The following is a 23,204-nucleotide window of genomic DNA, read 5'->3' on the forward strand; positions in this document are numbered from 1 at the left end:
AGATGGCTAAGCAGATTAAGGGCATCCTGGGCGAGAAGCTCGGCATGACCCAGGTCTGGGACGAGAACAACCGGGTCGTCCCGGTGACCGTCGTCAAGGCTGGGCCCAATGTCGTGACCCAGGTCCACACCGCCGACAGCCCGGCCGGCTACGACGCCGTCCAGATCGGCTTCGGCGAGATCGACCCCCGCAAGGTGAACAAGCCCCTCGCGGGCCACTTCGCCAAGGCCGGTGTCACCCCGCGCCGCCACCTGGTCGAGCTCCGTACCTCGGACGCGTCCGAGTACACCCTGGGCCAGGAGATCACCGCCGAGCTGTTCGAGGCGGGTGTCAAGGTCGACGTGACCGGCACCTCCAAGGGCAAGGGCTTCGCCGGTGTCATGAAGCGCCACAACTTCCGTGGTCTCGGCGCTGGTCACGGTGTGCAGCGCAAGCACCGTTCGCCCGGTTCCATCGGTGGCTGCGCCACCCCGGGCCGCGTGTTCAAGGGCCTGAAGATGGCCGGCCGGATGGGTCACGAGCGTGTGACCACCCAGAACCTGACCGTGCACGCGGTCGACGCGGAGAAGGGTCTGCTCCTGATCAAGGGTGCGATCCCGGGCCCGAACGGCGGCCTCGTCCTCGTCCGCACCGCGGCGAAGGGGCTGTGAAGGATATGAGCACCATTGACATCCTGTCGCCCTCGGGTGACAAGACCGGCAGCCTCGAGCTGCCGGCCGAGATCTTCGACGCGAAGGTCAGCGTTCCGCTGATGCACCAGGTCGTCGTGGCGCAGCTCGCTGCGGCCCGTCAGGGCACCCACAAGACCAAGACTCGTGGCGAGGTCCGCGGTGGCGGCAAGAAGCCGTACCGCCAGAAGGGCACCGGCCGCGCCCGTCAGGGCTCGACCCGTGCGCCGCAGTTCGCCGGCGGTGGCGTCGTGCACGGTCCCGTGCCGCGCGACTACTCGCAGCGGACCCCGAAGAAGATGATCGCCGCCGCTCTGCGCGGTGCGCTCACCGACCGGGCCCGCCACAACCGCATCCACGTCGTCACCGGCGTGGTCGCGGCCGAGGTGCCGTCGACCAAGGCCGCCAAGAGCCTGTTCGGCAAGATCACCGAGCGCAAGAACGTCCTCCTGGTCGTCGAGCGCGAGGACGAGCTGGGCCTGAAGTCCGCTCGCAACCTGCCGCACGTGCACATCCTGGACGCCGGTCAGCTGAACACCTACGACGTGCTCGTCTCCGACGATGTGGTCTTCACCCAGGCCGCCTTCGAGCGTTTCGTGGCCGGTCCGGCCGCGTCCGCCAAGGCCGTTGCCGCTGAGGGCGAGCTCGAAGGGAGCGCCGCCTGATGAGCGACGTTACGAGCAAGACGTTCACGGACCCCCGTGACGTCCTGGTGAAGCCGGTCATCTCCGAGAAGAGCTACAGCCTTCTCGACGAGAACAAGTACACGTTCATCGTGTCGCCGGGCGCCAACAAGACCCAGATCAAGCAGGCCGTCGAGGCGGTCTTCTCGGTCAAGGTCGAGGCTGTCAACACGATCAACCGTCAGGGCAAGCGCAAGCGCTCCAAGACGGGCTTTGGCAAGCGCAAGGACACCAAGCGCGCCATCGTGACGCTGGCCGAGGGCAACCGCATCGACATCTTCGGTGGTCCGGTCTCCTAACGGAGATCGTGATCGTCGATAAGGACGAGGACGAGAGAGCCAAATGGGCATCCGCAAGTACAAGCCGACTACGCCGGGCCGTCGTGGCTCCAGCGTGGCCGACTTCGTAGAGATCACGCGGTCCACCCCGGAGAAGTCGCTGGTTCGCCCCCTGCACAGCAAGGGCGGCCGTAACAACGCCGGTCGGATCACCGTTCGCCACCAGGGTGGCGGTCACAAGCGCGCCTACCGCGTGATCGACTTCCGTCGTCACGACAAGGACGGCGTGCCGGCCAAGGTCGCGCACATCGAGTACGACCCGAACCGCACCGCGCGCATCGCGCTCCTGCACTACGCGGACGGCGAGAAGCGCTACATCATCGCGCCGCGCGGCATCACGCAGGGCGACCGGATCGAGAACGGCGCTGGCGCCGACATCAAGCCGGGCAACAACCTGCCGCTGCGCAACATCCCGGTCGGTACCACCATCCACGCGGTGGAGCTGCGTCCCGGTGGCGGTGCCAAGCTGGCCCGCTCCGCCGGCTCCGGCATCCAGCTGCTGGCGCGTGAGGGCAAGATGGCGCACCTGCGCATGCCCTCCGGTGAGATCCGCCTGGTGGACGCGCGCTGCCGCGCGACCGTCGGCGAGGTCGGCAACGCCGAGCAGTCGAACATCAACTGGGGCAAGGCCGGCCGTATGCGCTGGAAGGGCGTTCGCCCGACCGTGCGTGGTGTGGCCATGAACCCGATCGACCACCCGCACGGTGGTGGTGAGGGTAAGACCTCCGGTGGTCGCCACCCGGTCTCGCCGTGGGGCCAGAAGGAGGGTCGTACCCGTCGCCCGAAGAAGGCGTCGGACGCTCTCATCGTGCGCCGCCGCAAGACCAACAAGAAGCGCTAGGAGCAGGTCAGATGCCGCGCAGTCTCAAGAAGGGCCCCTTCATCGACGGCCACCTTCTCAAGAAGGTGGACGCGCAGAACGAGGCGGGTACCCAGAACGTCATCAAGACCTGGTCCCGTCGCTCCGTGATCTTCCCGGCCATGCTCGGCCACACGATCGCGGTTCACGATGGTCGCAAGCACGTCCCGGTGTTCGTCACCGAGTCGATGGTCGGCCACAAGCTGGGCGAGTTCGCTCCGACCCGCACTTTCCGCGGCCACGTCAAGGACGACCGCAAGTCGAAGCGTCGCTAGTCGCCTGAGCTTCACCGCCAGACCGACTCAATGACTTACTCCATTAAGGGGACAACCATGGAAGCCAGGGCCCAGGCGCGGTACATCCGCGTCACGCCCATGAAGGCCCGCCGCGTGGTGGACCTCATCCGTGGCCTGCCGGCCACGGAGGCCCAGGCCGTCCTGCGTTTCGCTCCGCAGGCCGCCACCGTGCCGGTCGGCAAGGTGCTCGACAGCGCCATCGCCAACGCCGCGCACAACTACAACCACTCCAACGTGGACGACCTCTACATCTCCGAGGCGTACGTTGACGAGGGCCCGACCCTGAAGCGGTTCCGTCCGCGTGCCCAGGGCCGTGCCTACCGGATCCGCAAGCGGACCAGCCACATCACCGTGGTCGTCAGCAGCAAGGAAGGGACCCGGTAATGGGCCAGAAGGTTAACCCGCACGGGTTCCGCCTCGGCATCAGCACGGACTTCAAGTCCCGCTGGTACGCCGACAAGCTGTACAAGGACTACGTCAAGGAAGACGTTGCCATTCGTCGCATGATGACGAAGGGCATGGAGCGCGCCGGCATCTCCAAGGTCGAGATCGAGCGCACCCGCGACCGCGTCCGCGTTGACATCCACACCGCTCGCCCCGGCATCGTCATCGGTCGCCGTGGCACCGAGGCCGACCGCATCCGCGGCGACCTCGAGAAGCTGACCGGCAAGCAGGTCCAGCTGAACATCCTCGAGGTCAAGAACCCCGAGCTGGACGCCCAGCTCGTGGCTCAGGGCGTCGCGGAGCAGCTGTCCTCGCGCGTCTCCTTCCGTCGTGCCATGCGCAAGTCGATGCAGGGCACCATGAAGTCCGGCGCCAAGGGCATCAAGGTCCAGTGCTCCGGTCGTCTCGGCGGCGCCGAGATGAGCCGTTCGGAGTTCTACCGCGAGGGTCGCGTGCCGCTGCACACCCTGCGTGCGAACGTCGACTACGGCTTCTTCGAGGCCAAGACCACCTTCGGCCGTATCGGCGTGAAGGTCTGGATCTACAAGGGCGACGTCAAGAACATCGCCGAGGTCCGCGCTGAGAACGCCGCTGCCCGCTCGGGCAACCGCCCGGCCCGTCCCGAGGGTGGTCGTCCCGCCCGCGGTGGCGACCGCCGTGGTGGCGAGCGCGGTGGCCGTGGCCGTCGCCCCGCCGCTGCCGAGGCCCCCGCGGCCCCGGTCGCCGAGGCTCCGGCTGCCGAGAACACCGGAACGGAGGCCTGACTCCCATGCTGATCCCCCGTCGGGTCAAGCACCGCAAGCAGCACCACCCCAAGCGCCGCGGCGCTGCCAAGGGTGGCACCGAGCTCGCGTTCGGCGAGTACGGCATCCAGGCCGTCACCCCGGCCTACGTGACGAACCGGCAGATCGAGTCCGCTCGTATCGCCGTCACCCGTCACATCAAGCGTGGCGGCAAGGTCTGGATCAACATCTACCCGGACCGTCCGCTCACCAAGAAGCCGGCCGAGACCCGCATGGGTTCCGGTAAGGGTTCGCCCGAGTGGTGGATCGCGAACGTGCACCCGGGTCGGGTCATGTTCGAGCTGTCGTACCCCAACGAGAAGGTGGCTCGTGAGGCGCTGACCCGCGCTGCTCACAAGCTCCCGATGAAGTGCCGGATCATCCGGCGCGAGGCAGGTGAGAGCTGATGTCGGCCGGCACCAAGGCTGCTGACCTCCGTGAGCTGGACAACGAGGGTCTCGTTGCCAAGCTCCGTGAGGCCAAGGAGGAGCTGTTCAACCTCCGCTTCCAGGCGGCGACCGGGCAGCTCGACAACCACGGACGGCTCAAGCTCGTCCGTAAGGACATCGCGCGGATCTACACCCTGATGCGCGAGCGCGAGCTGGGCATCGAGACGGTGGAGAGCGCCTGATGACTGAGAACACCAACGAGACGCGCGGTTTCCGCAAGACCCGTGAGGGTCTCGTCGTCAGCGACAAGATGGACAAGACCGTCGTCGTCGCCGTCGAGGACCGCGTCAAGCACGCGCTGTACGGCAAGGTCATCCGCCGTACGAACAAGCTGAAGGCGCACGACGAGGCGAACGCCTGCGGCATCGGCGACCGGGTCCTCCTCGCGGAGACCCGCCCGCTGTCCGCGACGAAGCGCTGGCGCGTCGTCGAGATCCTCGAGAAGGCCAAGTAACGAAGTTGATGCGGTACGGCCGTATGTGCACCGGGTCCCTTGCGGGCGCCGGTGTGAGCAGCGGCCGGCCCGTCAGCTCTCGTTGACGATCAGGAGAAAGCTGTGATCCAGCAGGAGTCGCGACTGCGTGTCGCCGACAACACGGGCGCGAAGGAAATCCTTTGCATCCGCGTTCTCGGTGGTTCCGGTCGCCGCTACGCCGGTATCGGGGACGTCATCGTCGCCACCGTCAAGGACGCGATCCCCGGCGGTTCGGTGAAGAAGGGTGACGTCGTCAAGTGCGTCGTCGTCCGTACCGTGAAGTCGCGCCGTCGTCCCGACGGTTCGTACATCCGGTTCGACGAGAACGCCGCCGTCGTCCTCAAGAACACCGATGGCGACCCCCGCGGTACCCGCATCTTCGGCCCGGTGGGCCGCGAGCTGCGTGACAAGAAGTTCATGAAGATCATCTCGCTTGCGCCGGAGGTGCTCTAACTCATGGCGAACAGCATGAAGATCAAGAAGGGTGACCTGGTTCAGGTCATCACCGGCAAGGACCGCGGCAAGCAGGGCAAGGTCATCCAGGCCATGCCCGCCGAGAACAAGGTCCTCGTCGAGGGTGTGAACCGGGTCAAGAAGCACACCAAGCCGGGCCCGGGCACTCAGGGTGGCATTGTCACCGTCGAGGCCCCGGTGCACGTCTCCAACGTCCAGCTGGTCGTGGAGAAGGACGGCAAGAAGGTCGTCACCCGCGTTGGCTACCGCTTCGATGACGAGGGCAACAAGATCCGCGTTGCCAAGCGAACCGGTGAGGACATCTGATGTCTGAGACGACTGTTGAGAAGGTGACCCCCCGTCTCAAGGAGCGTTACAACTCCGAGATCAAGGGTCAGCTGCAGGAGCAGTTCTCGTACGAGAACGTCATGCTGACGCCCGGCCTGGTCAAGGTCGTCGTCAACATGGGTGTCGGCGAGGCCGCCCGTGACAGCAAGCTGATCGAGGGCGCGATCCGCGACCTGACCGCGATCACCGGTCAGAAGCCGGCCGTGACCAAGGCTCGCAAGTCCATCGCGCAGTTCAAGCTGCGCGAGGGCCAGCCGATCGGCACGCACGTCACCCTCCGCGGTGACCGCATGTGGGAGTTCCTGGACCGTCTGGTCTCGCTGGCCCTGCCGCGAATCCGTGACTTCCGTGGCCTCTCCCCGAAGCAGTTCGACGGCCGTGGCAACTACACCTTCGGTCTGACCGAGCAGGTTATGTTCCACGAGATCGACCAGGACAAGGTCGACCGTCAGCGCGGTATGGACATCACCGTCGTGACCACCGCTCAGACCGACGACGAGGGCCGGGCGCTCCTGCGCGCTCTGGGCTTCCCGTTCAAGGAGGCGTGAGCCAATGGCGAAGAAGTCCCTCATCGCGAAGGCCGAGCGGAAGCCGAAGTTCGGCGTCCGGGCCTACACCCGGTGCCAGCGCTGCGGCCGCCCGCACTCGGTGTACCGCAAGTTCGGCCTGTGCCGTGTCTGCCTCCGTGAGATGGCGCACCGCGGCGAGCTGCCGGGCGTGACCAAGAGCTCCTGGTAATCCAGGCGCTTTAGGCACACAGCGAAGCAGAGGTGCCCGATCCCACACCGGCCCGTTTTGGGCCTGCCGTACGGATTCCCGTAAGGTAGTGGGGTCGGGCCCCCTGCCACGGCTTCCCCATGGACGCCTGTGGCCCTCTCGAGGGAGGGCTCGCACCCAGTCTTACGACGTCGCAGGTCCCCTGCGCTTGTGCCCCTGACGAACTCGGAAGAGTGCGGAAGGGGGACCTGGCGCGGAGAAACCGCGGCGAGAGAGGCCTGAGGCCATCATGACCATGACCGACCCCATCGCAGACATGCTCACGCGTCTGCGTAACGCGAACTCGGCGTACCACGACTCCGTGGCGATGCCGGCCAGCAAGATCAAGGCGCACGTCGCCGAGATCCTGCAGCAGGAGGGGTACATCTCCTCCTACAAGGTTGAGGAGCCCGTCGAGGGCGAGGTCGGCAAGAAGCTGACCATCGAGCTCAAGTTCGGCCCCAACCGTGAGCGCTCCATCGCCGGCATCAAGCGCATCAGCAAGCCGGGTCTGCGCGTTTACGCAAAGTCCACCAACCTGCCGAAGGTTCTCGGCGGCCTGGGCGTGGCGATCATCTCCACGTCCTCCGGCCTCCTGACCGACAAGCAGGCCGCCAAGAAGGGCGTAGGCGGAGAAGTTCTCGCCTACGTCTGGTAATTCGGGAAACGGAGGTACAGCAATGTCGCGCATTGGACGGCTGCCCATCCAGGTCCCCGCTGGCGTGGACGTCACCATCGATGGCCAGACGGTCTCGGTGAAGGGCCCGAAGGGCACCCTCACCCACGTCGTCGCCGCGCCGATCGAGATCGGCAAGGGCGAGGACGGCACTCTGGCTGTCACCCGCCCCAACGACGAGCGTATGTCGAAGGCCCTGCACGGCCTGAGCCGCACGCTGGTGGCGAACATGATCACCGGCGTGACCGCGGGCTACCGCAAGTCGCTGGAGATCAGCGGCGTCGGCTACCGAGTTCTGGCGAAGGGCTCCGACATGGAGTTCCAGCTGGGCTACAGCCACCCGATCCTCGTCGAGGCCCCCGAGGGCATCTCCTTCGTCGTCGAGTCGGCCACCAAGTTCCACGTGGACGGCATCGACAAGCAGAAGGTCGGCGAGGTCGCCGCGAAGATCCGCAAGCTGCGCAAGCCGGACCCGTACAAGGCCAAGGGTGTCAAGTACGCGGGCGAGGTCATCCGCCGCAAGGTCGGAAAGAGTGGTAAGTAAGCGATGAGTGTCTCTGTCAAGATCGGCAAGGGCAACGCCTACAAGAGCGCCGCTCGCAAGCGCCGCGCGATCCGCGTTCGCAAGCGCGTCGTCGGCACCGAGGTGCGTCCGCGCCTCGTCGTGACGCGCTCGAACCGTCACATGGTCGCCCAGGTCATCGACGACGCCAAGGGTCACACCCTGGCGTCGGCGTCCACCCTCGACGTGTCCATCAAGGGCGCCGAGGGCGACAAGACCGAGCTGGCCAAGAAGGTCGGGAGCCTGGTCGCCGAGCGCGCCAAGGCCGCCGGCATCGAGTCGGTCGTCTTCGACCGCGCGGGCAACCGGTACGCCGGCCGCATCGCCGCCCTGGCGGACGCGGCCCGCGAGGCCGGGCTCGACTTCTAAGCCGCTCGTCGACCCTGTCGACGGACGTAAACGAGAGAGGTAATTCCAATGGCTGGACCCCAGCGCCGCGGTAGCGGCGCCGGCGGTGGCACCGGCGGTGGCGAGCGGCGCGACCGTAAGCGTGACGACCGGGGCAACGCCCCCGCCGTCGAGAAGACCGCTTACGTCGAGCGCGTCGTCGCGATCAACCGTGTCGCCAAGGTTGTCAAGGGTGGTCGTCGCTTCAGCTTCACCGCGCTGGTCGTGGTGGGCGACGGTGACGGCACCGTGGGTGTCGGTTACGGCAAGGCGAAGGAGGTTCCGGCCGCCATCGCCAAGGGTGTTGAGGAGGCCAAGAAGAACTTCTTCAAGGTCCCCCGTATCCAGGGCACCATCCCGCACCCGATCCAGGGTGAGAAGGCCGCCGGCGTCGTGCTGCTGAAGCCCGCCGCCCCCGGTACCGGTGTTATCGCCGGTGGTCCGGTGCGCGCCGTCCTGGAGTGCGCCGGCATCCACGACATCCTGTCGAAGTCGCTCGGCTCGGACAACGCGATCAACATCGTGCACGCCACCGTGGCCGCTCTGAAGGGCCTCGTGCGCCCCGAGGAGATCGCCGCCCGTCGTGGTCTGCCGCTGGAGGACGTGGCCCCCGCCGCCCTGCTGCGGGCGCGTGCTGCTGGGGTGAGCGCCTGATGGCTCGCCTGAAGATCACGCAGACCAAGTCGTACATCGGCAGCAAGCAGAACCACCGTGACACCCTGCGTTCGCTTGGTCTCAAGCGCATGCACGACGTCGTGGTGAAGGAGGACCGTCCCGAGATCCGCGGGATGGCCCACACGGTCCGTCACCTGGTGACGGTTGAGGAGGTGGACTGATCATGGGCGACAACCCGATCAAGATCCACAACCTGCGTCCCGCCCCGGGTGCCAAGACCGACAAGATCCGTGTGGGTCGCGGTGAGGGCTCCAAGGGTAAGACCGCTGGTCGTGGTACCAAGGGCACCAAGGCCCGCTACCAGGTTCCGCAGCGCTTCGAGGGTGGCCAGATGCCGCTCCACATGCGTCTGCCGAAGCTGAAGGGCTTCAAGAACCCGTTCAAGATCACGTTCCAGGTCGTGAACCTGGACAAGCTGGCCGAGCTCTACCCGCAGGGTGGCGAGGTCACGGTCGAGGACCTGGTCGCCAAGGGCGCGGTTCGCAAGAACTCGCTCGTCAAGGTGCTCGGCACCGGCGAGGTCTCGGTCGCCCTCCAGGTGACGGTGGACGCCGTCTCCGGTTCGGCCGCCGAGAAGATCAAGGCCGCCGGCGGTACGGTCACCGAGCTCGTCTGAGCCCGCTGACAATCGCCTTCGAGCCCCGCACCTCCTTCGGGAGGTGCGGGGCTCGAGCCGTTTCCGGGGACATCCGGCCGGAAGGCGCTCGTTCTTTTGTGTGGCAAACCCGGGCATCCCGTACCCCGTGAGTGGGGGAGCGGCGGTACGCGCTTCTTCCGAGTGGCTGCGCACTGTTAGAGTCCGTGGAGTTCCCTTGTAGGCTGCGCGTAGGCTCGCCTGTGCCGTCTGTACGGGAGCCCGAACCGCAAACTCCCCATTCAGGACCGACCCTCCCGCCGACGACGCGCGGGAGGCGCAGGAGGCACCGTGCTCAGTGCGTTCGCGCGGGCGTTCCAGACGCCCGACCTGCGCAAGAAGCTGCTGTTCACGCTGGGCATCATGGTGCTGTTCCGGCTGGGCTCGCACATCCCGATTCCGGGCGTGAGCTTCACGGCCGTGAACGAGTGCGTGAAGGAGACCAAGAACAGCGGCCTCTTCGGACTCGTCAACCTGTTCAGCGGTGGCGCGCTCCTCCAGCTGACGATCTTCGCCCTCGGCATCATGCCGTACATCACGGCGAGCATCATCCTCCAGCTCCTCACCGTCGTGATCCCGCGACTGGAGATGCTGAAGAAGGAGGGACAGGCGGGCCAGGCGAAGATCACCCAGTACACCCGTTACCTGACGATCGCGCTCGCGGTGCTCCAGGGCACCGGCATCGTGGCGACGGCCTCCAGCGGCGCGCTGTTCTCCGGCTGCCCGCTGGCCAACCAGATCGTCCCGGACACCGGCGTGTTCCGGATCGCCGTCATGGTGCTCACCATGACCGCGGGCACCACGGTCATCATGTGGCTGGGCGAGCTCATCACCGACCGCGGCATCGGCAACGGCATGTCGCTGCTGATCTTCACCTCGATCGCGGCCCAGTTCCCGTCCTCGATGTGGGCGATCAAGCAGTCCGGCACCATCGGCGGCGGCTGGGTCGAGTTCCTGTCGGTGGTCGCGGTCGGCGTCATCGTCGTGATGCTCGTCATCTTCGTCGAGCAGGCCCAGCGCCGGATCCCGGTCCAGTACGCGAAGCGGATGATCGGCCGCCGGGCGTTCGGCGGGACCTCGACGTACATCCCGCTCAAGGTGAACCAGGCCGGTGTCATCCCGGTCATCTTCGCCTCGTCGCTGCTGTACATCCCCGCCCTCGTCGTCCAGCTGACCAACAGCCAGGCGGGTTGGGCCACGTGGATCCGGACGAACTTCGTCAAGGGTGACCACCCGATCTACATGGCCACCTACTTCCTGCTGATCGTCTTCTTCGCCTTCTTCTACGTCGCCATCTCCTTCAACCCCGAAGAAGTTGCCGACAACATGAAGAAGTATGGTGGGTTCATCCCGGGCATCCGGGCCGGCCGCCCGACGGCCGAGTACCTGAACTACGTGCTGACCCGAATCACGTGGCCGGGTTCGCTCTACCTGGGCCTGATCGCGTTGATCCCGATGATCGCCCTGGTCGCCTTCGGACAGCAGACCAACTTCCCGTTCGGCGGCACCAGCGTGCTCATCGTCGTCGGCGTCGGACTCGAAACTGTGAAGCAGATCGAGAGCCAGCTCCAGCAGCGCAATTACGAAGGGTTCCTCCGCTGATGCGTATCGTCCTCGTTGGTCCTCCCGGGGCCGGGAAGGGTACTCAGGCGCACCTGCTCGCCAAGACCCTGTCCATCCCCCACATCTCCACCGGAGACCTGTTCCGCGCCAACATCGGCCAGGGCACCCCGCTGGGGCTCGAGGCCAAGAGCTACATGGACGCGGGTCACCTGGTGCCGGACGAGGTCACCATCGGGATGGCCAAGGACCGGATGCTCCAGGAGGACGCCGCCAACGGCTTCCTGCTCGACGGCTTCCCCCGCAACCTCGGCCAGGCCGAGGCGCTCGACGAGTTCCTCGGCGAGCAGGGCATCAAGCTGGACGGCGTCCTGGACCTGGAGGTCCCCGAGGACGAGGTCGTCAAGCGGATCGCCGGGCGCCGGCTCTGCCGCAACGACGGCGGCCACGTCTTCCACGTGGACTACAACCCGCCGAAGGCCGAGGGCGTCTGCGACGAGTGCGGCGGCGAGCTGTACCAGCGCTCGGACGACACCGAGGAGAAGGTGCGCACCCGCCTGGAGGTGTACCACACGGAGACCGAGCCGATCATCGGTTACTACAAGGAGCAGGGTCTCCTGGTGACCATCCCGGCCCTCGGCAAGGTGGACGAGGTCACCGCCCGCGCGATCGAGGCGCTGAAGCAGGACAGCTGAGTCTCTCGGCGAACGTACGACGGTACGGCCGGGTCGCCCGCCCCACGCGGGTGGCCCGGCCGTTTCGGCGTCGTACGGTGGTAGCAGTGGTAATCCGGACTTGGAAGGCGTGACCAGATGGTGGAGATCAAGACCCCCGAGCAGATCGCGAAGATGCGAGCGGCCGGGCTGGTCGTCGCCGAGGCCCTGAAGGCCTGCCGCGAGGCCGTCGTTCCGGGGGTGACCACCCAGGAGCTCAACGACGTCGCGGACAAGGTCATCACCGGCCACGGCGCCACCTCGAACTTCCGGGCCCACCACGGCGGGCTCTGGTTCCCGGGTGTGATCTGCGCCTCGGTGAACAACGAGGTCGTGCACGGCATCCCCGGCGAGCGGGTGCTCCAGGAGGGCGACGTCATCTCGATCGACTGCGGCGCCATCCTGGACGGCTGGCACGGCGACTCGGCCATCACCGTGGCGGTCGGCGAGGTCCGCCCGGAGGTGGAGATGCTGAGCCGGGTCACCGAGGGCTCGATGTGGGCCGGCATCGCCCAGATGAAGAAGAACAACCGCCTGGTGGACGTCTCCAAGGCGATCGAGGGCTACATCCGCCGCCAGCCGCTGCCGCCGAAGGGCAAGTGGGGCATCACCGAGGGCTACGGCGGCCACGGCATCGGCACCGCGATGCACATGGAGCCGCACGTGCTGAACTACGTCGAGCGCGGCCGCGGCAAGGGCCCGAAGCTCGTCCCCGGCACCGTGCTGGCGATCGAGCCGATGGTCTCGCTCGGCACCCCGCACACCACCGTGCTGGACGACGAGTGGACGGTCGTCACCAACGACGGCACCTGGGCCTCGCACTGGGAGCACTCGGTGGCCGTCACCGAGCAGGGCCCGCTGGTGCTGACCGCCTTCGACGGCGGCAAGGCGGAGCTGGCCAAGCTGGGCATCACCGCAGCTCCGGACCCCCTCGCGTAGTCGCGGCGGCGTCCGACCGCCGCTGCTGACAAGGGATCAGAGCCCTGGAGGTTTGGACCTCCAGGGCTTTTGTCCTATTTTTATCCGCTGGTAGTGGTCAGCAGTGGTCAGCAGTGGCTCACGAGCGAGCAGGAGACAGCACGTGCTCAAGGGATTCCGCGACTTCATGATGCGCGGCAACGTCGTCGACATGGCGGTCGGTGTGGTCATCGGTGCCGCGTTCACCGCGGTGGTGACCGGCTTCGTGTCCGCCTTCCTCACCCCGCTGGTGGGTGTGGTGGTCGGTGCGGCCGGCGACTTCAGCTCCTACAAGGCGCACATCGCCGGGGTGACCTTCCCGTACGGGCAGTTCCTCAACGTGCTGATCGCGTTCTTCATGACCGCCGCGGTGCTGTACTTCTGCGTGGTGCTGCCGATCACCAAGGCGACCGCGCGGTACATGCCGAAGAAGCCGAAGACGCCGAAGCGCCCCTGCCCCGAGTGCCTGACCGAGATCCCCGAGGCCGCCCGCCGCTGCTCGGCCTGCACCGCCCACGTCGAGCCGCTGGCGGTCGCCACCAAGGCCTGACGCGCCGGGTGTGACGGCGGCCGCTTTCCGGGGCCTCCGTTTTGGTCCATCGGACGCGCTGGCGTAGGATGGACCGTCGGCTCACTCGTAGCGTGCTTCAGCGCGCCCTCTTCCCTCCGGGGGAGGGGTGAACCCAGGTTCGCACGAGCGTTCCGCATACGGTAGCCGGTCCCGGAAGGTGGATCTCGCAGTTCATGGCTAAGAAGCAAGGCGCCATTGAGATCGAGGGCACCGTGATCGAGTCTCTGCCGAACGCGATGTTCAAGGTCGAGCTGCAGAACGGTCACAAGGTCCTCGCGCACATCAGTGGCAAGATGCGCATGCACTACATCCGCATCCTGCCGGACGACCGGGTCGTCGTGGAGCTCAGCCCCTACGACCTCACGCGCGGGCGGATCGTCTACCGCTACAAGTAAGAACGTCAGATCTAGACCCGGAGAACCTGAAACATGAAGGTCAAGCCGAGCGTCAAGAAGATCTGCGACAAGTGCAAGGTGATCCGCCGCCACGGCCGGGTCATGGTGATCTGCGACAACCTGCGCCACAAGCAGCGCCAGGGCTGATCGCTCTCCAGCATTTCTCGTAGTACTTCGCGCGACGCGAAAACGTCATAAGCGGGCTACCCGATCCGTCCCTTCGCGGACGGACTGCCGCCCCCGGTAAGAGGCCGGGGCTCCATCGTCGAGAGGCGAAGGAGTAGGTAGCACGCAAGACCTCTGAAGAACCACAGGAGCCTTGAATGGCACGCCTCGCCGGCGTTGATCTCCCCCGTGAGAAGCGGATCGAGATCGCCCTCACCTACGTGTACGGCATCGGCCGTACCCGCGCCCAGCAGACCCTGGCCGAGACCGGTGTCAACCCGGATGTCCGCGTTCGCGACATCTCCGAGGACGACCTCGTCAAGCTGAGCCAGTACATCGACGCCAACTACACGGTCGAGGGTGACCTCCGCCGTGAGGTGGCCGCCGACATCCGCCGCAAGGTCGAGATCGGCTGCTACGAGGGTCTGCGTCACCGCCGTGGCCTGCCGGTCCGCGGCCAGCGCACCCACACCAACGCGCGTACCCGCAAGGGCCCGCGTCGCGCGATCGCCGGCAAGAAGAAGCCGGGCAAGAAGTAGTCCGTCCCGTAACCGGACATCCCTCCGGCCCGCGGGTCAGCGGACCGACCACCTCAGTAGGAGAACAGACTTATGCCCCCCAAGGGTCGTCAGGCTGCCGGCGCGAAGAAGATCCGCCGCAAGGAAAAGAAGAACGTCGCTCACGGCCACGCGCACATCAAGAGCACGTTCAACAACACCATCGTTTCGATCACCGACCCCGCGGGCAACGTGATCTCCTGGGCCTCCGCCGGCCACGTCGGCTTCAAGGGCTCGCGCAAGTCCACCCCGTTCGCCGCGCAGATGGCCGCCGAGGCCGCTGCCCGTCGCGCGCAGGAGCACGGCATGCGCAAGGTTGACGTCTTCGTGAAGGGTCCGGGCTCCGGCCGCGAGACCGCGATCCGTTCGCTCCAGGCCACCGGCCTGGAGGTCGGCTCGATCCAGGACGTCACCCCCACCCCGCACAACGGCTGCCGTCCGCCGAAGCGCCGCCGCGTCTGACGCAGCGCCTTCGGGCACGCGGGTCATGTTTTAAACCTCGTACGGGCTCCCACGTAGTGATTAGTCGCTGCTCGCGGGAGCCCGTACGCTTGGTCCTGTCGGCATCAAATAGTGGGTGCCGAAGACAACTGGAGGAATCCCCCCATGCTTATCGCTCAGCGTCCTTCGCTGACCGAAGAGGTCGTCGACGAGTTCCGCTCGCGGTTCGTGATCGAGCCGCTGGAGCCGGGCTTCGGCTACACCCTCGGCAACTCCCTGCGCCGCACGCTCCTGTCGTCGATCCCGGGTGCCGCTGTCACCAGCATTCGCATCGACGGCGTCCTGCACGAGTTCACCACCGTGCCGGGCGTCAAGGAGGACGTGACCGACCTCATCCTCAACATCAAGCAGCTGGTCGTCTCCTCGGAGCACGACGAGCCGGTCGTGATGTACCTGCGCAAGCAGGGCCCGGGTGTCGTCACCGCCGCCGACATCGCCCCGCCGGCGGGTGTCGAGGTGCACAACCCCGAGCTGGTCCTCGCCACCCTGAACGGCAAGGGCAAGCTGGAGATGGAGCTGACCGTCGAGCGCGGTCGCGGCTACGTCTCCGCCGTCCAGAACAAGGCCTCCGGCCAGGAGATCGGCCGCATCCCGGTCGACTCGATCTACAGCCCCGTGCTGAAGGTCACCTACAAGGTCGAGGCCACCCGTGTCGAGCAGCGGACCGACTTCGACAAGCTGATCGTCGACGTCGAGACCAAGCCCGCCATGCGTCCGCGCGACGCCATGGCCTCGGCCGGCAAGACCCTGGTGGAGCTGTTCGGCCTCGCCCGCGAGCTGAACATCGACGCCGAGGGCATCGACATGGGCCCGTCCCCGACGGACGCCGCCCTGGCCGCCGACCTGGCGCTGCCGATCGAGGAGCTGGAGCTCACCGTCCGCTCCTACAACTGCCTCAAGCGCGAGGGCATCCACAGCGTGGGTGAGCTCGTCGCCCGCTCCGAGGCGGACCTGCTCGACATCCGCAACTTCGGCGCGAAGTCGATCGACGAGGTCAAGGCGAAGCTGGCCGGCATGGGCCTGGCCCTCAAGGACAGCCCGCCCGGGTTCGACCCGACCGCCGCCGCCGACGCCTTCGGCGCCGACGACCTCGACGACTCGCACTTCGCCGAGACCGAGCAGTACTAAGAGATTTGGCCGCGGGGGCGGTTCCACGGAGCCGCCCCCGTCGTCGTGAAAGCCGTACGGGCACAGTGCCCGTACGCCCGCTGCGGTACCTGGTACGGCCGCAGTCGGAGATTCAAGGAGTAATTCCATGCCGCGTCCCACCAAGGGTGCCCGTCTGGGCGGTGGCCCGCACCACGAGCCGCTGCTGCTCGCCGGTCTGGCCCGTGAGCTGTTCCAGTACGGCCGCATCACCACCACCGAGGCCAAGGCCCGCCGCCTGCGCCCGCTGGCGGAGAAGCTGATCACCAAGGCGAAGAAGGGCGACATCCACAACCGTCGCCTGGTGCGCAAGACCATCACCGACATCTCGGTGCTGCACACCCTCTTCACCGAGATCGCGCCGCGCTACGAGAACCGCCCGGGTGGCTACACCCGCATCACCAAGATCGGTCCCCGTCGTGGCGACAACGCCCCGATGGCCGTGATCGAGCTGGTCGAGGCGCTGACCGTCGCGCAGACCGCCGTCGGCGAGGCCGAGGCCGCCACCAAGCGTGCCGTCAAGGAGGCCGACGCCAAGGTCGAGGAGACCAAGGCCGACGAGGCCGAGGCCGCCGAGCAGGCCTGACACCTCCAGGTGTTCCGCGGGCCCGCTTCCCCAGCACTGGGGGAGCGGGCCCGTTCCTCATTCACGGGAGATTGGGAAGCAGTGGTCAACGATTGCGCCGAGCGGCCGCCGGTGAAGGACGGCCCGGCGGACGGGTACGTCCGGGTCCGCCTCGACCTGGCCTACCAGGGCGCCGAGTTCTCCGGCTGGGCCCGCCAGAAGGGCGGACGCCGGACGGTCCAGGAGGAGATCGAGACCGCGCTCCAGATCGTCACCCGCAGCGCGGAGCTGTTCCCGCTGACCGTGGCCGGCCGCACCGACGCCGGGGTGCACGCCCGCGGCCAGGTCGCCCACGTCGACCTGCCGGCCGAGCTCTGGGCGGCGCACCGGGAGAAGCTGCTGCGGCGGCTCGCGGGCCGGCTGCCCGGGGACGTCCGGATCTACCGGGTCGGCGAGGCGCCGGCCGGCTTCGACGCCCGCTTCTCGGCGATCTGGCGCCGGTACGCCTACCGGGTCGCCGACCACCCGGGCGGGGTGGACCCGCTGCTGCGCGGCCACGTGCTCTGGCACGACCGCCCGCTGGACCTGGACCGGATGAACGCCGCCGCCGAGCTGCTGCTGGGCGAGCACGACTTCGCCGCGTACTGCAAGAAGCGCGAGGGCGCCACCACCATCCGCACCCTGCTGGAGCTGCGCTGGGACCGCGTCCCGGTGGACTCCTACGCCGCCCAGGAGGGCTCGCTCGCGGTCGCCACCGTCCGGGCCGACGCCTTCTGCCACAACATGGTCCGGGCGCTGGTCGGCTCGATGCTGCTGGTCGGCGACGGGCACCGGCCGGTGGAGTTCCCCGGCGAGGTGCTGGCCGGCGGGGTGCGCAACTCCGCCGTCAACGTGATCCGGCCGTACGGCCTCACCCTGGAGGAGGTCGGTTACCCGCCGGACGACCAGCTGGCCGAGCGCAACCGGGCGGCCCGGCGGATGCGGACCCTGCCCGGGCAGCCGGTCGTCGGGTAATCCGTTTTGGCCCGGCGCGTCCGCTTGGGAGAATCGCTCCTATGGGACACGTCGAGATTTCGCACCTGGAGTACTACCTGCCGGACGGGCGCGTCTTGTTCGACGACGCGTCCTTCCGGGTCGGCGAGGGCGCCGCGGTCGCCCTGGTCGGTGCCAACGGCGCCGGCAAGACCACCCTGCTGCGCATGATCGCGGGGGACCTCCAGCCGCACGGCGGCTCGGTGACGATCAGCGGCGGGCTCGGCGTGATGCGCCAGTTCGTCGGCACCACCGGCCGCGAGGACCAGTCGTCCACCCCCGGCGCGCTGCCGGCCGACGCCTCGGTGCGCGACCTGCTGGTGTCGGTCGCCCCCGAGCGGATCGCCAAGGCCGCCCGCGCGGTGGACGCCGCCGAGCTGGCGATGATCGCCCAGGACGACGAGAAGACGCAGATGGCCTACGCCCAGGCGCTCTCCGACTGGGCCGACGTCGGCGGCTACGACTACGAGACCGACTGGGACGTCTGCACCATGGCGGCCCTCGGGGTGCCGTTCGACAAGGCCCAGTGGCGGGGCCTGAACACCCTCTCCGGCGGCGAGCAGAAGCGGCTCGTCCTGGAGGCGCTGCTGCGCGGCCCGGAGGAGGTGCTGCTGCTCGACGAGCCGGACAACTACCTGGACGTCCCGGGCAAGCGCTGGCTGGAGGAGGCCATCAAGACCACCTCGAAGACCGTGCTGTACATCTCGCACGACCGCGAGCTGCTCTCGAAGACCGCGGACAAGATCATCGCCGTCGAGTCCGGCGCCGCCGGCAGCAGCGTCTGGGTGCACGGCGGCGGCTTCGACAGCTTCCACGAGGCCCGCAAGGACCGCTTCGCGCGCTTCGAGGAACTGGGCCGGCGCTGGGACGAGGAGCACGCCAAGCTCAAGAAGCTGGTCGTCACCCTGCGCCAGGCGGCCTCCGTCAGCCACGCCCTGGCCACCCGCTACGCCGCCGCCCAGACCCGGCTGAAGAAGTTCGAGGAGGCCGGGCGGCCGGAGGAGCCGCCGCGCGAGCAGTCCATCACCATGCGGCTCAAGGGCGGGCGCACCGGAGTGCGCTCCTTCACCCTGGAGCAGCTGGAGCTCACCGGCCTGATGCAGCCCTTCGACCTGGAGGTCTTCTACGGCGAGCGGGTCGCGGTGCTGGGCGCCAACGGCGCCGGCAAGTCGCATCTGCTGCGGCTGCTGGCCGGTGACACGACGGTCGAGCACACCGGCGACTGGAAGCTCGGCGCCCGGGTCGTGCCCGGCCACTTCCGGCAGACCCACGCGCACCCGGAGCTGTTCGGCCGCACCGTGCGGTCGATCGTCGAGGAGGAGCACGCGCTCAGCCGCGGCGCCGCGATGGGGGCGCTGCGCCGCTACGAGCTGGACCGGCAGGAGGAGCAGAAGTTCGAGTCGCTGTCCGGCGGGCAGCAGGCCCGGCTGATGATCCTCAAGCTCGAACTCTCCGGTGTGACGGCCCTGTTGCTCGACGAGCCGACCGACAACCTGGACCTGGAGAGCGCCGAGGCGCTGCAGGCCGGTCTGGAGGCCTTCGAGGGCACCGTGCTGTGCGTCACCCACGACCGCTGGTTCGCCAAGACCTTCGACCGCTTCCTGGTCTTCGGGGCGGACGGCCGGGTGTTCGAGTCGTCGGAGCCGGTCTGGGACGTGACCCGGGTGGAGCGCGAACGCTGAGTGACGGCGGGGGTCGGGCCCGGGCAGTTTTGACCGGCTCGGGCCCTGCCGGTAACCTGGACGCTTGATGTGCGTATTGGCTCGCTCTATCTCACGTGAGAGGTCGGTACGCCGGAGACATCAGGTCGTCGACCAGCGGTCCCCCTTGAATTGCGTCCAAGGATGGCCAGGCTGCTCTTCCGTCCGGGTGCTCCTGTCAGGACTCACTCACTGAAAAGCGAAGGCTACGACCGTGCGTACGTACAGCCCCAAGCCCGGCGACGTCCAGCGTCAGTGGCACGTCATCGACGCGACCGACGTCGTGCTCGGCCGCCTGGCCTCCCAGGCCGCCAACCTCCTCCGGGGCAAGCACAAGGCGATCTACGCGCCGCACGTTGACACTGGTGACTTCGTCATCATCATCAACGCCGACAAGGTGCACCTGTCCGGTAACAAGAAGACCCAGAAGCTGGCCTACCGCCACTCGGGCTTCCCGGGCGGTCTGCGCTCGGTGCGCTACGACGACCTGCTGGCGAACAACCCGGAGAAGGCCGTCGAGAAGGCCATCAAGGGCATGATCCCCAAGAACAGCCTGGGCCGCCAGATGCTCTCCAAGCTGAAGGTCTACTCGGGCGACCAGCACCCCCACGCTGCCCAGCAGCCGGTGCCGTTCGAGATCACCCAGGTCGCGCAGTAATTCGGCCACCAAGCCCCCCAACACTGAAAAGAGCTGAGGAACATCGTGGCCGAGACCACTGAAACCCTTGAGGTCGACTTCGACGAGGCCGTTGAGGCCGTCGAGGGCGAGTACACCTCCGAGGAGAGCTACACCTCCGAGTCCCTGGCCGGCCGCTTCGGCGAGGCCACCCCGGGCGCCGGCCTCGGCCGTCGCAAGGAGGCGATCGCCCGCGTGCGCATCGTCCCCGGCACCGGCCAGTGGAAGATCAACGGTCGCACCCTCGAGGGCTACTTCCCCAACAAGGTGCACCAGCAGACCGTGAACGAGCCCTTCAAGCTCCTGGAGCTGGACGGCCGTTACGACGTCGTCGCCCGCATCAGCGGTGGCGGCGTCTCCGGCCAGGCCTACGCGCTGCGCCTCGGCGTGGCCCGTGCCCTGAACGAGGCCGACGTGGACAACAACCGCGGCGCCCTCAAGAAGGCCGGCTTCCTGACCCGTGACGCCCGCGCCGTCGAGCGCAAGAAGGCCGGTCTGAAGAAGGCCCGCAAGGCGCCGCAGTACAGCAAGCGCTAATCGCCTCCCCGGGGGTGCGGTCCGCCCTGGCGGCGCACCCCCTGGTTGCGCGAAACCGTCGCCCCGGAGTACCCCGTGTACTCCGGGGCGACGTGTTCCCCGGCTACTGTGCGGCGGCCGGGATCATCGGTTGGGTTCCGAGCAGTGGTGATGGAGGAACGGGACAGTGGGACGACTCTTCGGTACGGACGGCGTGCGCGGGGTGGCCAACGTGGGCCTGACGGCGGAGCTGGCGCTCGGCCTGTCGGTCGCGGCGGCCCATGTGCTCGGTGAGGCCGGCGCCTTCGACGGCCACCGGCCGGTCGCGGTGGTCGGCCGTGACCCCCGCGCCTCGGGCGAGTTCCTGGAGGCCGCCGTCATCGCCGGTCTGGCGAGCGCCGGAGTCGACGTCCTGCGGGTCGGCGTCCTGCCCACCCCGGCCGTGGCGTACCTCACCGGCGCGCTCGGCGCCGACTTCGGCGTGATGCTGTCCGCCAGCCACAACGCCATGCCGGACAACGGCATCAAGTTCCTCGCCCGCGGCGGCCACAAGCTGGACGACCGGATCGAGGACGCGATCGAGTCCCACTACCGCAAGCACACGCTCGGCGAGGAGGACTGGAACCGTCCGACCGGCGCGGCCGTCGGCCGGGTGCGCGAGTACACCGAGGGCTTCGACAAGTACGTCGCCCACCTGATCGGCGTGCTGCCCAACCGCCTGGACGGCATCAAGGTCGTCATCGACGGCGCCCACGGCGCGGCCGCCTACGTCGCCCCCGAGGCCTTCGCCCGGGCCGGCGCCGAGGTCGTCCACACCCTGGGGGCCGAGCCCACCGGCCTCAACATCAACGACGGCGTCGGCTCCACCCACCTGGACCGGCTGCGCACCGCGATGAAGGAGTACCAGGCCGACCTGGGCATCGCCCTGGACGGCGACGCCGACCGCTGCCTGGCCGCCGACGCCGACGGCGACGAGGTGGACGGCGACCAGATCATCGCCATCCTCGCGGTCGCCATGAAGGAGGCCGGCACCCTGCGCCGCAACACCGCGGTGGCCACCGTGATGTCCAACCTCGGCTTCAAGCTGGCGATGGAGCGCGAGGGCATCGAGCTGGTCGAGACCGCCGTCGGCGACCGCTACGTGCTGGAGGCCATGAAGGAGCACGGCTTCGCGCTGGGCGGCGAGCAGTCCGGCCACGTGATCCTGCTGGACCACGCCACCACCGGCGACGGCACCCTGACCGGCCTGATGCTGGGCGCCCGGCTGGCCGCCACCAAGCAGCCGCTGGCCGACCTGGCCGCCGTGATGACCCGGCTGCCGCAGGTGCTGATCAACGTCAAGGGCGTCGACAAGTCCCGGGTGAAGACCAGCACCGGGCTGGCCGCCGCGGTCACCGAGGCCGAGACCGAGCTGGGCTCCACCGGCCGGGTGCTGCTGCGCCCGTCGGGCACCGAGCCGCTGGTCCGGGTCATGGTCGAGGCCGCCGACCCGGCCCAGGCCGAGACGGTCGCGCAGCGGCTGGCCGACGCCGTGCGCACCCACCTGGGCTGAGCCCCGGAGACGACGAAGGGCCCCCGTGCGAGGCGGGGGCCCTTTCCGTCGTGTCCGACGGGTGGTCAGAGCTTGCGCAGCAGCGCCCGGCGGACCTTGTGGTCCGAGCCCTTCTGCAGGATCAGGGTGGCGCGGCCGCGGGTCGGGAGCACGTTCTCCAGCAGGTTGGGCTTGTTGATGGTGCGCCAGACCTGCCGGCCGTACTCCATCGCCTCCTCCTCCGGCACCTCGGTGAAGCGGCGGAAGTAGGAGTTCGGGTCCTGGAAGGCGGTCTGACGCAGCTTGCGGAAGCGGTCCAGGTACCAGTGCTCGATGTCGTCGGTCCGGGCGTCGACGTAGATCGAGAAGTCGAAGTAGTCGGCCACCGCGAGGCGGGTGCGGCCGTCGCTGCCGGGCAGGGCCGGCTGGAGCACGTTCAGGCCCTCGACGATCAGGATGTCCGGGCGCTCCACGGTGAGCCGCTCGCCCTGCACGATGTCGTACACCAGGTGCGAGTAGACCGGCGCGCTGACCCGCTCCTTGCCCGCCTTCACGTCCGCGACGAAGCGCATCAGCGCCCGGCGGTCGTACGACTCCGGGAAGCCCTTGCGGGCCATCAGGCCGCGCCGGCGCAGCTCGGCGTTGGGGAGCAGGAAGCCGTCGGTGGTGACCAGTTCGACCCGGGGGTGCTCGGGCCAGCGGGCGAGCAGCGCCTGGAGCAGCCGGGCGGTGGTGGACTTGCCGACCGCGACGGAGCCGGCCACGCCGATGATGAACGGGGTGCGGGTCCGCTCGGTGTCCGGGGTGTCCAGGAAGGTGCCCAGCGTTCCGCGCAGCTCGTGCGTGGCGTGGATGTACAGGTTCAGCAGGCGCGACAGCGGCAGGTAGACGTCGCGGACCTCGTCCAGGTCGAGGGCGGTGCCGAGCCCGCGCAGCCGTTCCACCTCCTCGGCGGTCAGCGGCAGTGGCGTACGCTCGCGCAGCGCGCTCCACTCGGCCCGGCTGAGGTCCACGTAGGGGGACGGCGACGGGCCGGGCGTGGCGGCGCCCCGCGTACAGAGTTCGGTCAGCACATGCTCCATTGTGAGCCGTAGCGGCGTTCACGGTGGCTGTGGTGTCGGTCACGCAGCGTTC

General features: G+C 68.1%; 36 protein-coding genes. 35 read left to right on the plus strand and 1 reads right to left on the minus strand.

The features are described 5' to 3' along the window. Positions 1 to 2: 2 nt before the first annotated feature. The 35 genes from rplC to glmM all read left to right on the plus strand — a co-directional run bounded on the left by rplC (position 3) and on the right by glmM (position 22,091). Entirely contained in the window at positions 3 to 650 is a 648-nt protein-coding gene (gene rplC / locus ACFWP2_RS03920; RefSeq protein WP_189916064.1) for a 50S ribosomal protein L3, read from the plus strand. A 5-nt stretch (positions 651 to 655) separates the two neighbouring features. After that, a complete protein-coding gene (rplD, locus tag ACFWP2_RS03925; protein WP_380447989.1) occupies positions 656 to 1,333 on the plus strand; it encodes a 50S ribosomal protein L4 in 678 nt (225 codons plus the stop codon). Beyond that, positions 1,333 to 1,650, plus strand: coding sequence for a 50S ribosomal protein L23 (gene rplW, locus ACFWP2_RS03930; protein ID WP_030280768.1), 318 nt, complete (start codon positions 1,333 to 1,335; stop codon positions 1,648 to 1,650). Before rplD ends, rplW begins: the two co-directional genes overlap by 1 nt. 43 nt (positions 1,651 to 1,693) lie before the next feature. Then, positions 1,694 to 2,530 carry a 50S ribosomal protein L2 gene (rplB, locus tag ACFWP2_RS03935; protein ID WP_030393297.1) on the plus strand — a complete coding sequence of 279 codons (837 nt, stop codon included), beginning with the start codon at positions 1,694 to 1,696 and terminating at the stop codon, positions 2,528 to 2,530. 11 nt (positions 2,531 to 2,541) lie between these two features. Further along, positions 2,542 to 2,823, plus strand: coding sequence for a 30S ribosomal protein S19 (rpsS, locus tag ACFWP2_RS03940; protein ID WP_030055821.1), 282 nt, complete (start codon positions 2,542 to 2,544; stop codon positions 2,821 to 2,823). Between the two features lie 57 nt (positions 2,824 to 2,880). Further along, a complete protein-coding gene (rplV, locus tag ACFWP2_RS03945) occupies positions 2,881 to 3,228 on the plus strand; it encodes a 50S ribosomal protein L22 (RefSeq protein WP_095874452.1) in 348 nt (115 codons plus the stop codon). Next, on the plus strand, positions 3,228 to 4,052 hold the full coding sequence (gene rpsC / locus ACFWP2_RS03950) for a 30S ribosomal protein S3 (protein WP_380447991.1): 825 nt from the start codon (positions 3,228 to 3,230) through the stop codon (positions 4,050 to 4,052). The genes rplV and rpsC overlap by 1 nt, the downstream gene beginning before the upstream one ends. A gap of 5 nt (positions 4,053 to 4,057) precedes the next feature. After that, positions 4,058 to 4,477, plus strand: a complete 420-nt coding sequence (gene rplP, locus ACFWP2_RS03955) for a 50S ribosomal protein L16 (RefSeq protein ID WP_030055824.1) — start codon at positions 4,058 to 4,060, stop codon at positions 4,475 to 4,477. Beyond that, positions 4,477 to 4,701: a 50S ribosomal protein L29 gene (gene rpmC / locus ACFWP2_RS03960; RefSeq protein WP_049649042.1), complete on the plus strand. Its 225-nt coding sequence runs from the start codon at positions 4,477 to 4,479 to the stop codon at positions 4,699 to 4,701. The genes rplP and rpmC overlap by 1 nt, the downstream gene beginning before the upstream one ends. Beyond that, positions 4,701 to 4,973 (plus strand): 30S ribosomal protein S17, encoded by a 273-nt coding sequence (gene rpsQ, locus ACFWP2_RS03965; RefSeq protein ID WP_030055826.1) that lies wholly within the window; start codon positions 4,701 to 4,703, stop codon positions 4,971 to 4,973. The genes rpmC and rpsQ overlap by 1 nt, the downstream gene beginning before the upstream one ends. Before the next feature lie 102 nt (positions 4,974 to 5,075). Then, a complete protein-coding gene (gene rplN, locus ACFWP2_RS03970) occupies positions 5,076 to 5,447 on the plus strand; it encodes a 50S ribosomal protein L14 (protein WP_030393301.1) in 372 nt (123 codons plus the stop codon). A 15-nt stretch (positions 5,448 to 5,462) separates the two neighbouring features. Then, positions 5,463 to 5,774, plus strand: a complete 312-nt coding sequence (gene rplX / locus ACFWP2_RS03975) for a 50S ribosomal protein L24 (RefSeq protein ID WP_030055828.1) — start codon at positions 5,463 to 5,465, stop codon at positions 5,772 to 5,774. After that, positions 5,774 to 6,343 carry a 50S ribosomal protein L5 gene (gene rplE / locus ACFWP2_RS03980; RefSeq protein WP_030393302.1) on the plus strand — a complete coding sequence of 190 codons (570 nt, stop codon included), beginning with the start codon at positions 5,774 to 5,776 and terminating at the stop codon, positions 6,341 to 6,343. Before rplX ends, rplE begins: the two co-directional genes overlap by 1 nt. Before the next feature lie 4 nt (positions 6,344 to 6,347). After that, the gene (locus tag ACFWP2_RS03985) at positions 6,348 to 6,533 is read left to right on the plus strand and encodes a type Z 30S ribosomal protein S14 (protein ID WP_030393303.1); all 186 of its coding nucleotides are present in this window, start codon (positions 6,348 to 6,350) and stop codon (positions 6,531 to 6,533) included. 268 nt (positions 6,534 to 6,801) lie between these two features. Next, a complete protein-coding gene (gene rpsH, locus ACFWP2_RS03990; protein WP_030055831.1) occupies positions 6,802 to 7,209 on the plus strand; it encodes a 30S ribosomal protein S8 in 408 nt (135 codons plus the stop codon). Between the two features lie 22 nt (positions 7,210 to 7,231). After that, the gene (rplF, locus tag ACFWP2_RS03995) at positions 7,232 to 7,771 is read left to right on the plus strand and encodes a 50S ribosomal protein L6 (RefSeq protein ID WP_380447993.1); all 540 of its coding nucleotides are present in this window, start codon (positions 7,232 to 7,234) and stop codon (positions 7,769 to 7,771) included. A gap of 3 nt (positions 7,772 to 7,774) precedes the next feature. After that, on the plus strand, positions 7,775 to 8,158 hold the full coding sequence (rplR, locus tag ACFWP2_RS04000) for a 50S ribosomal protein L18 (RefSeq protein ID WP_030280785.1): 384 nt from the start codon (positions 7,775 to 7,777) through the stop codon (positions 8,156 to 8,158). Positions 8,159 to 8,206: 48 nt separating this feature from the next. After that, positions 8,207 to 8,830 (plus strand): 30S ribosomal protein S5, encoded by a 624-nt coding sequence (gene rpsE / locus ACFWP2_RS04005; protein ID WP_030055834.1) that lies wholly within the window; start codon positions 8,207 to 8,209, stop codon positions 8,828 to 8,830. Beyond that, positions 8,830 to 9,012 (plus strand): 50S ribosomal protein L30, encoded by a 183-nt coding sequence (gene rpmD, locus ACFWP2_RS04010; RefSeq protein WP_030055835.1) that lies wholly within the window; start codon positions 8,830 to 8,832, stop codon positions 9,010 to 9,012. The genes rpsE and rpmD overlap by 1 nt, the downstream gene beginning before the upstream one ends. Before the next feature lie 2 nt (positions 9,013 to 9,014). Beyond that, positions 9,015 to 9,467, plus strand: a complete 453-nt coding sequence (gene rplO, locus ACFWP2_RS04015; RefSeq protein ID WP_030280790.1) for a 50S ribosomal protein L15 — start codon at positions 9,015 to 9,017, stop codon at positions 9,465 to 9,467. Between the two features lie 309 nt (positions 9,468 to 9,776). Beyond that, entirely contained in the window at positions 9,777 to 11,087 is a 1,311-nt protein-coding gene (gene secY, locus ACFWP2_RS04020) for a preprotein translocase subunit SecY (RefSeq protein WP_359820423.1), read from the plus strand. Beyond that, entirely contained in the window at positions 11,087 to 11,740 is a 654-nt protein-coding gene (locus ACFWP2_RS04025) for an adenylate kinase (protein ID WP_380447996.1), read from the plus strand. Before secY ends, ACFWP2_RS04025 begins: the two co-directional genes overlap by 1 nt. Positions 11,741 to 11,857: 117 nt before the next feature. Next, complete coding sequence (gene map / locus ACFWP2_RS04030) at positions 11,858 to 12,697, plus strand: type I methionyl aminopeptidase (RefSeq protein ID WP_380447998.1); 840 nt, start codon at positions 11,858 to 11,860, stop codon at positions 12,695 to 12,697. A gap of 142 nt (positions 12,698 to 12,839) precedes the next feature. After that, on the plus strand, positions 12,840 to 13,265 hold the full coding sequence (gene mscL / locus ACFWP2_RS04035; RefSeq protein ID WP_360349484.1) for a large conductance mechanosensitive channel protein MscL: 426 nt from the start codon (positions 12,840 to 12,842) through the stop codon (positions 13,263 to 13,265). Between the two features lie 194 nt (positions 13,266 to 13,459). Further along, on the plus strand, positions 13,460 to 13,681 hold the full coding sequence (gene infA / locus ACFWP2_RS04040) for a translation initiation factor IF-1 (protein ID WP_003956442.1): 222 nt from the start codon (positions 13,460 to 13,462) through the stop codon (positions 13,679 to 13,681). 33 nt (positions 13,682 to 13,714) lie between these two features. After that, on the plus strand, positions 13,715 to 13,828 hold the full coding sequence (gene rpmJ, locus ACFWP2_RS04045; RefSeq protein WP_003956441.1) for a 50S ribosomal protein L36: 114 nt from the start codon (positions 13,715 to 13,717) through the stop codon (positions 13,826 to 13,828). A gap of 176 nt (positions 13,829 to 14,004) precedes the next feature. Next, positions 14,005 to 14,385 (plus strand): 30S ribosomal protein S13, encoded by a 381-nt coding sequence (gene rpsM / locus ACFWP2_RS04050; protein ID WP_188306769.1) that lies wholly within the window; start codon positions 14,005 to 14,007, stop codon positions 14,383 to 14,385. Positions 14,386 to 14,457: 72 nt separating this feature from the next. Then, positions 14,458 to 14,865 carry a 30S ribosomal protein S11 gene (gene rpsK / locus ACFWP2_RS04055; protein ID WP_030232513.1) on the plus strand — a complete coding sequence of 136 codons (408 nt, stop codon included), beginning with the start codon at positions 14,458 to 14,460 and terminating at the stop codon, positions 14,863 to 14,865. A 144-nt stretch (positions 14,866 to 15,009) separates the two neighbouring features. Continuing rightward, positions 15,010 to 16,032 (plus strand): DNA-directed RNA polymerase subunit alpha, encoded by a 1,023-nt coding sequence (locus ACFWP2_RS04060; protein ID WP_380448001.1) that lies wholly within the window; start codon positions 15,010 to 15,012, stop codon positions 16,030 to 16,032. Positions 16,033 to 16,159: 127 nt separating this feature from the next. Continuing rightward, positions 16,160 to 16,636 (plus strand): 50S ribosomal protein L17, encoded by a 477-nt coding sequence (gene rplQ, locus ACFWP2_RS04065; RefSeq protein WP_380448003.1) that lies wholly within the window; start codon positions 16,160 to 16,162, stop codon positions 16,634 to 16,636. 81 nt (positions 16,637 to 16,717) lie between these two features. Next, on the plus strand, positions 16,718 to 17,629 hold the full coding sequence (gene truA, locus ACFWP2_RS04070) for a tRNA pseudouridine(38-40) synthase TruA (protein ID WP_380448005.1): 912 nt from the start codon (positions 16,718 to 16,720) through the stop codon (positions 17,627 to 17,629). A 41-nt stretch (positions 17,630 to 17,670) separates the two neighbouring features. Then, positions 17,671 to 19,329, plus strand: a complete 1,659-nt coding sequence (locus ACFWP2_RS04075) for an ABC-F family ATP-binding cassette domain-containing protein (protein WP_380448007.1) — start codon at positions 17,671 to 17,673, stop codon at positions 19,327 to 19,329. 232 nt (positions 19,330 to 19,561) lie between these two features. After that, positions 19,562 to 20,005 (plus strand): 50S ribosomal protein L13, encoded by a 444-nt coding sequence (gene rplM, locus ACFWP2_RS04080; protein ID WP_030055846.1) that lies wholly within the window; start codon positions 19,562 to 19,564, stop codon positions 20,003 to 20,005. Positions 20,006 to 20,050: 45 nt separating this feature from the next. Then, positions 20,051 to 20,560: a 30S ribosomal protein S9 gene (rpsI, locus tag ACFWP2_RS04085; protein WP_229928575.1), complete on the plus strand. Its 510-nt coding sequence runs from the start codon at positions 20,051 to 20,053 to the stop codon at positions 20,558 to 20,560. Between the two features lie 166 nt (positions 20,561 to 20,726). Next, entirely contained in the window at positions 20,727 to 22,091 is a 1,365-nt protein-coding gene (gene glmM / locus ACFWP2_RS04090; RefSeq protein ID WP_380448010.1) for a phosphoglucosamine mutase, read from the plus strand. A gap of 65 nt (positions 22,092 to 22,156) precedes the next feature. Here glmM and coaA read toward each other — a convergent pair whose 3' ends face one another. Further along, entirely contained in the window at positions 22,157 to 23,152 is a 996-nt protein-coding gene (gene coaA / locus ACFWP2_RS04095; RefSeq protein WP_359897501.1) for a type I pantothenate kinase, read from the minus strand. Positions 23,153 to 23,204: the final 52 nt, after the last annotated feature.

The organism is Kitasatospora sp. NPDC058444, assembly GCF_042721415.1.
Taxonomy (GTDB): Bacteria; Actinomycetota; Actinomycetes; order Streptomycetales; family Streptomycetaceae; genus Kitasatospora.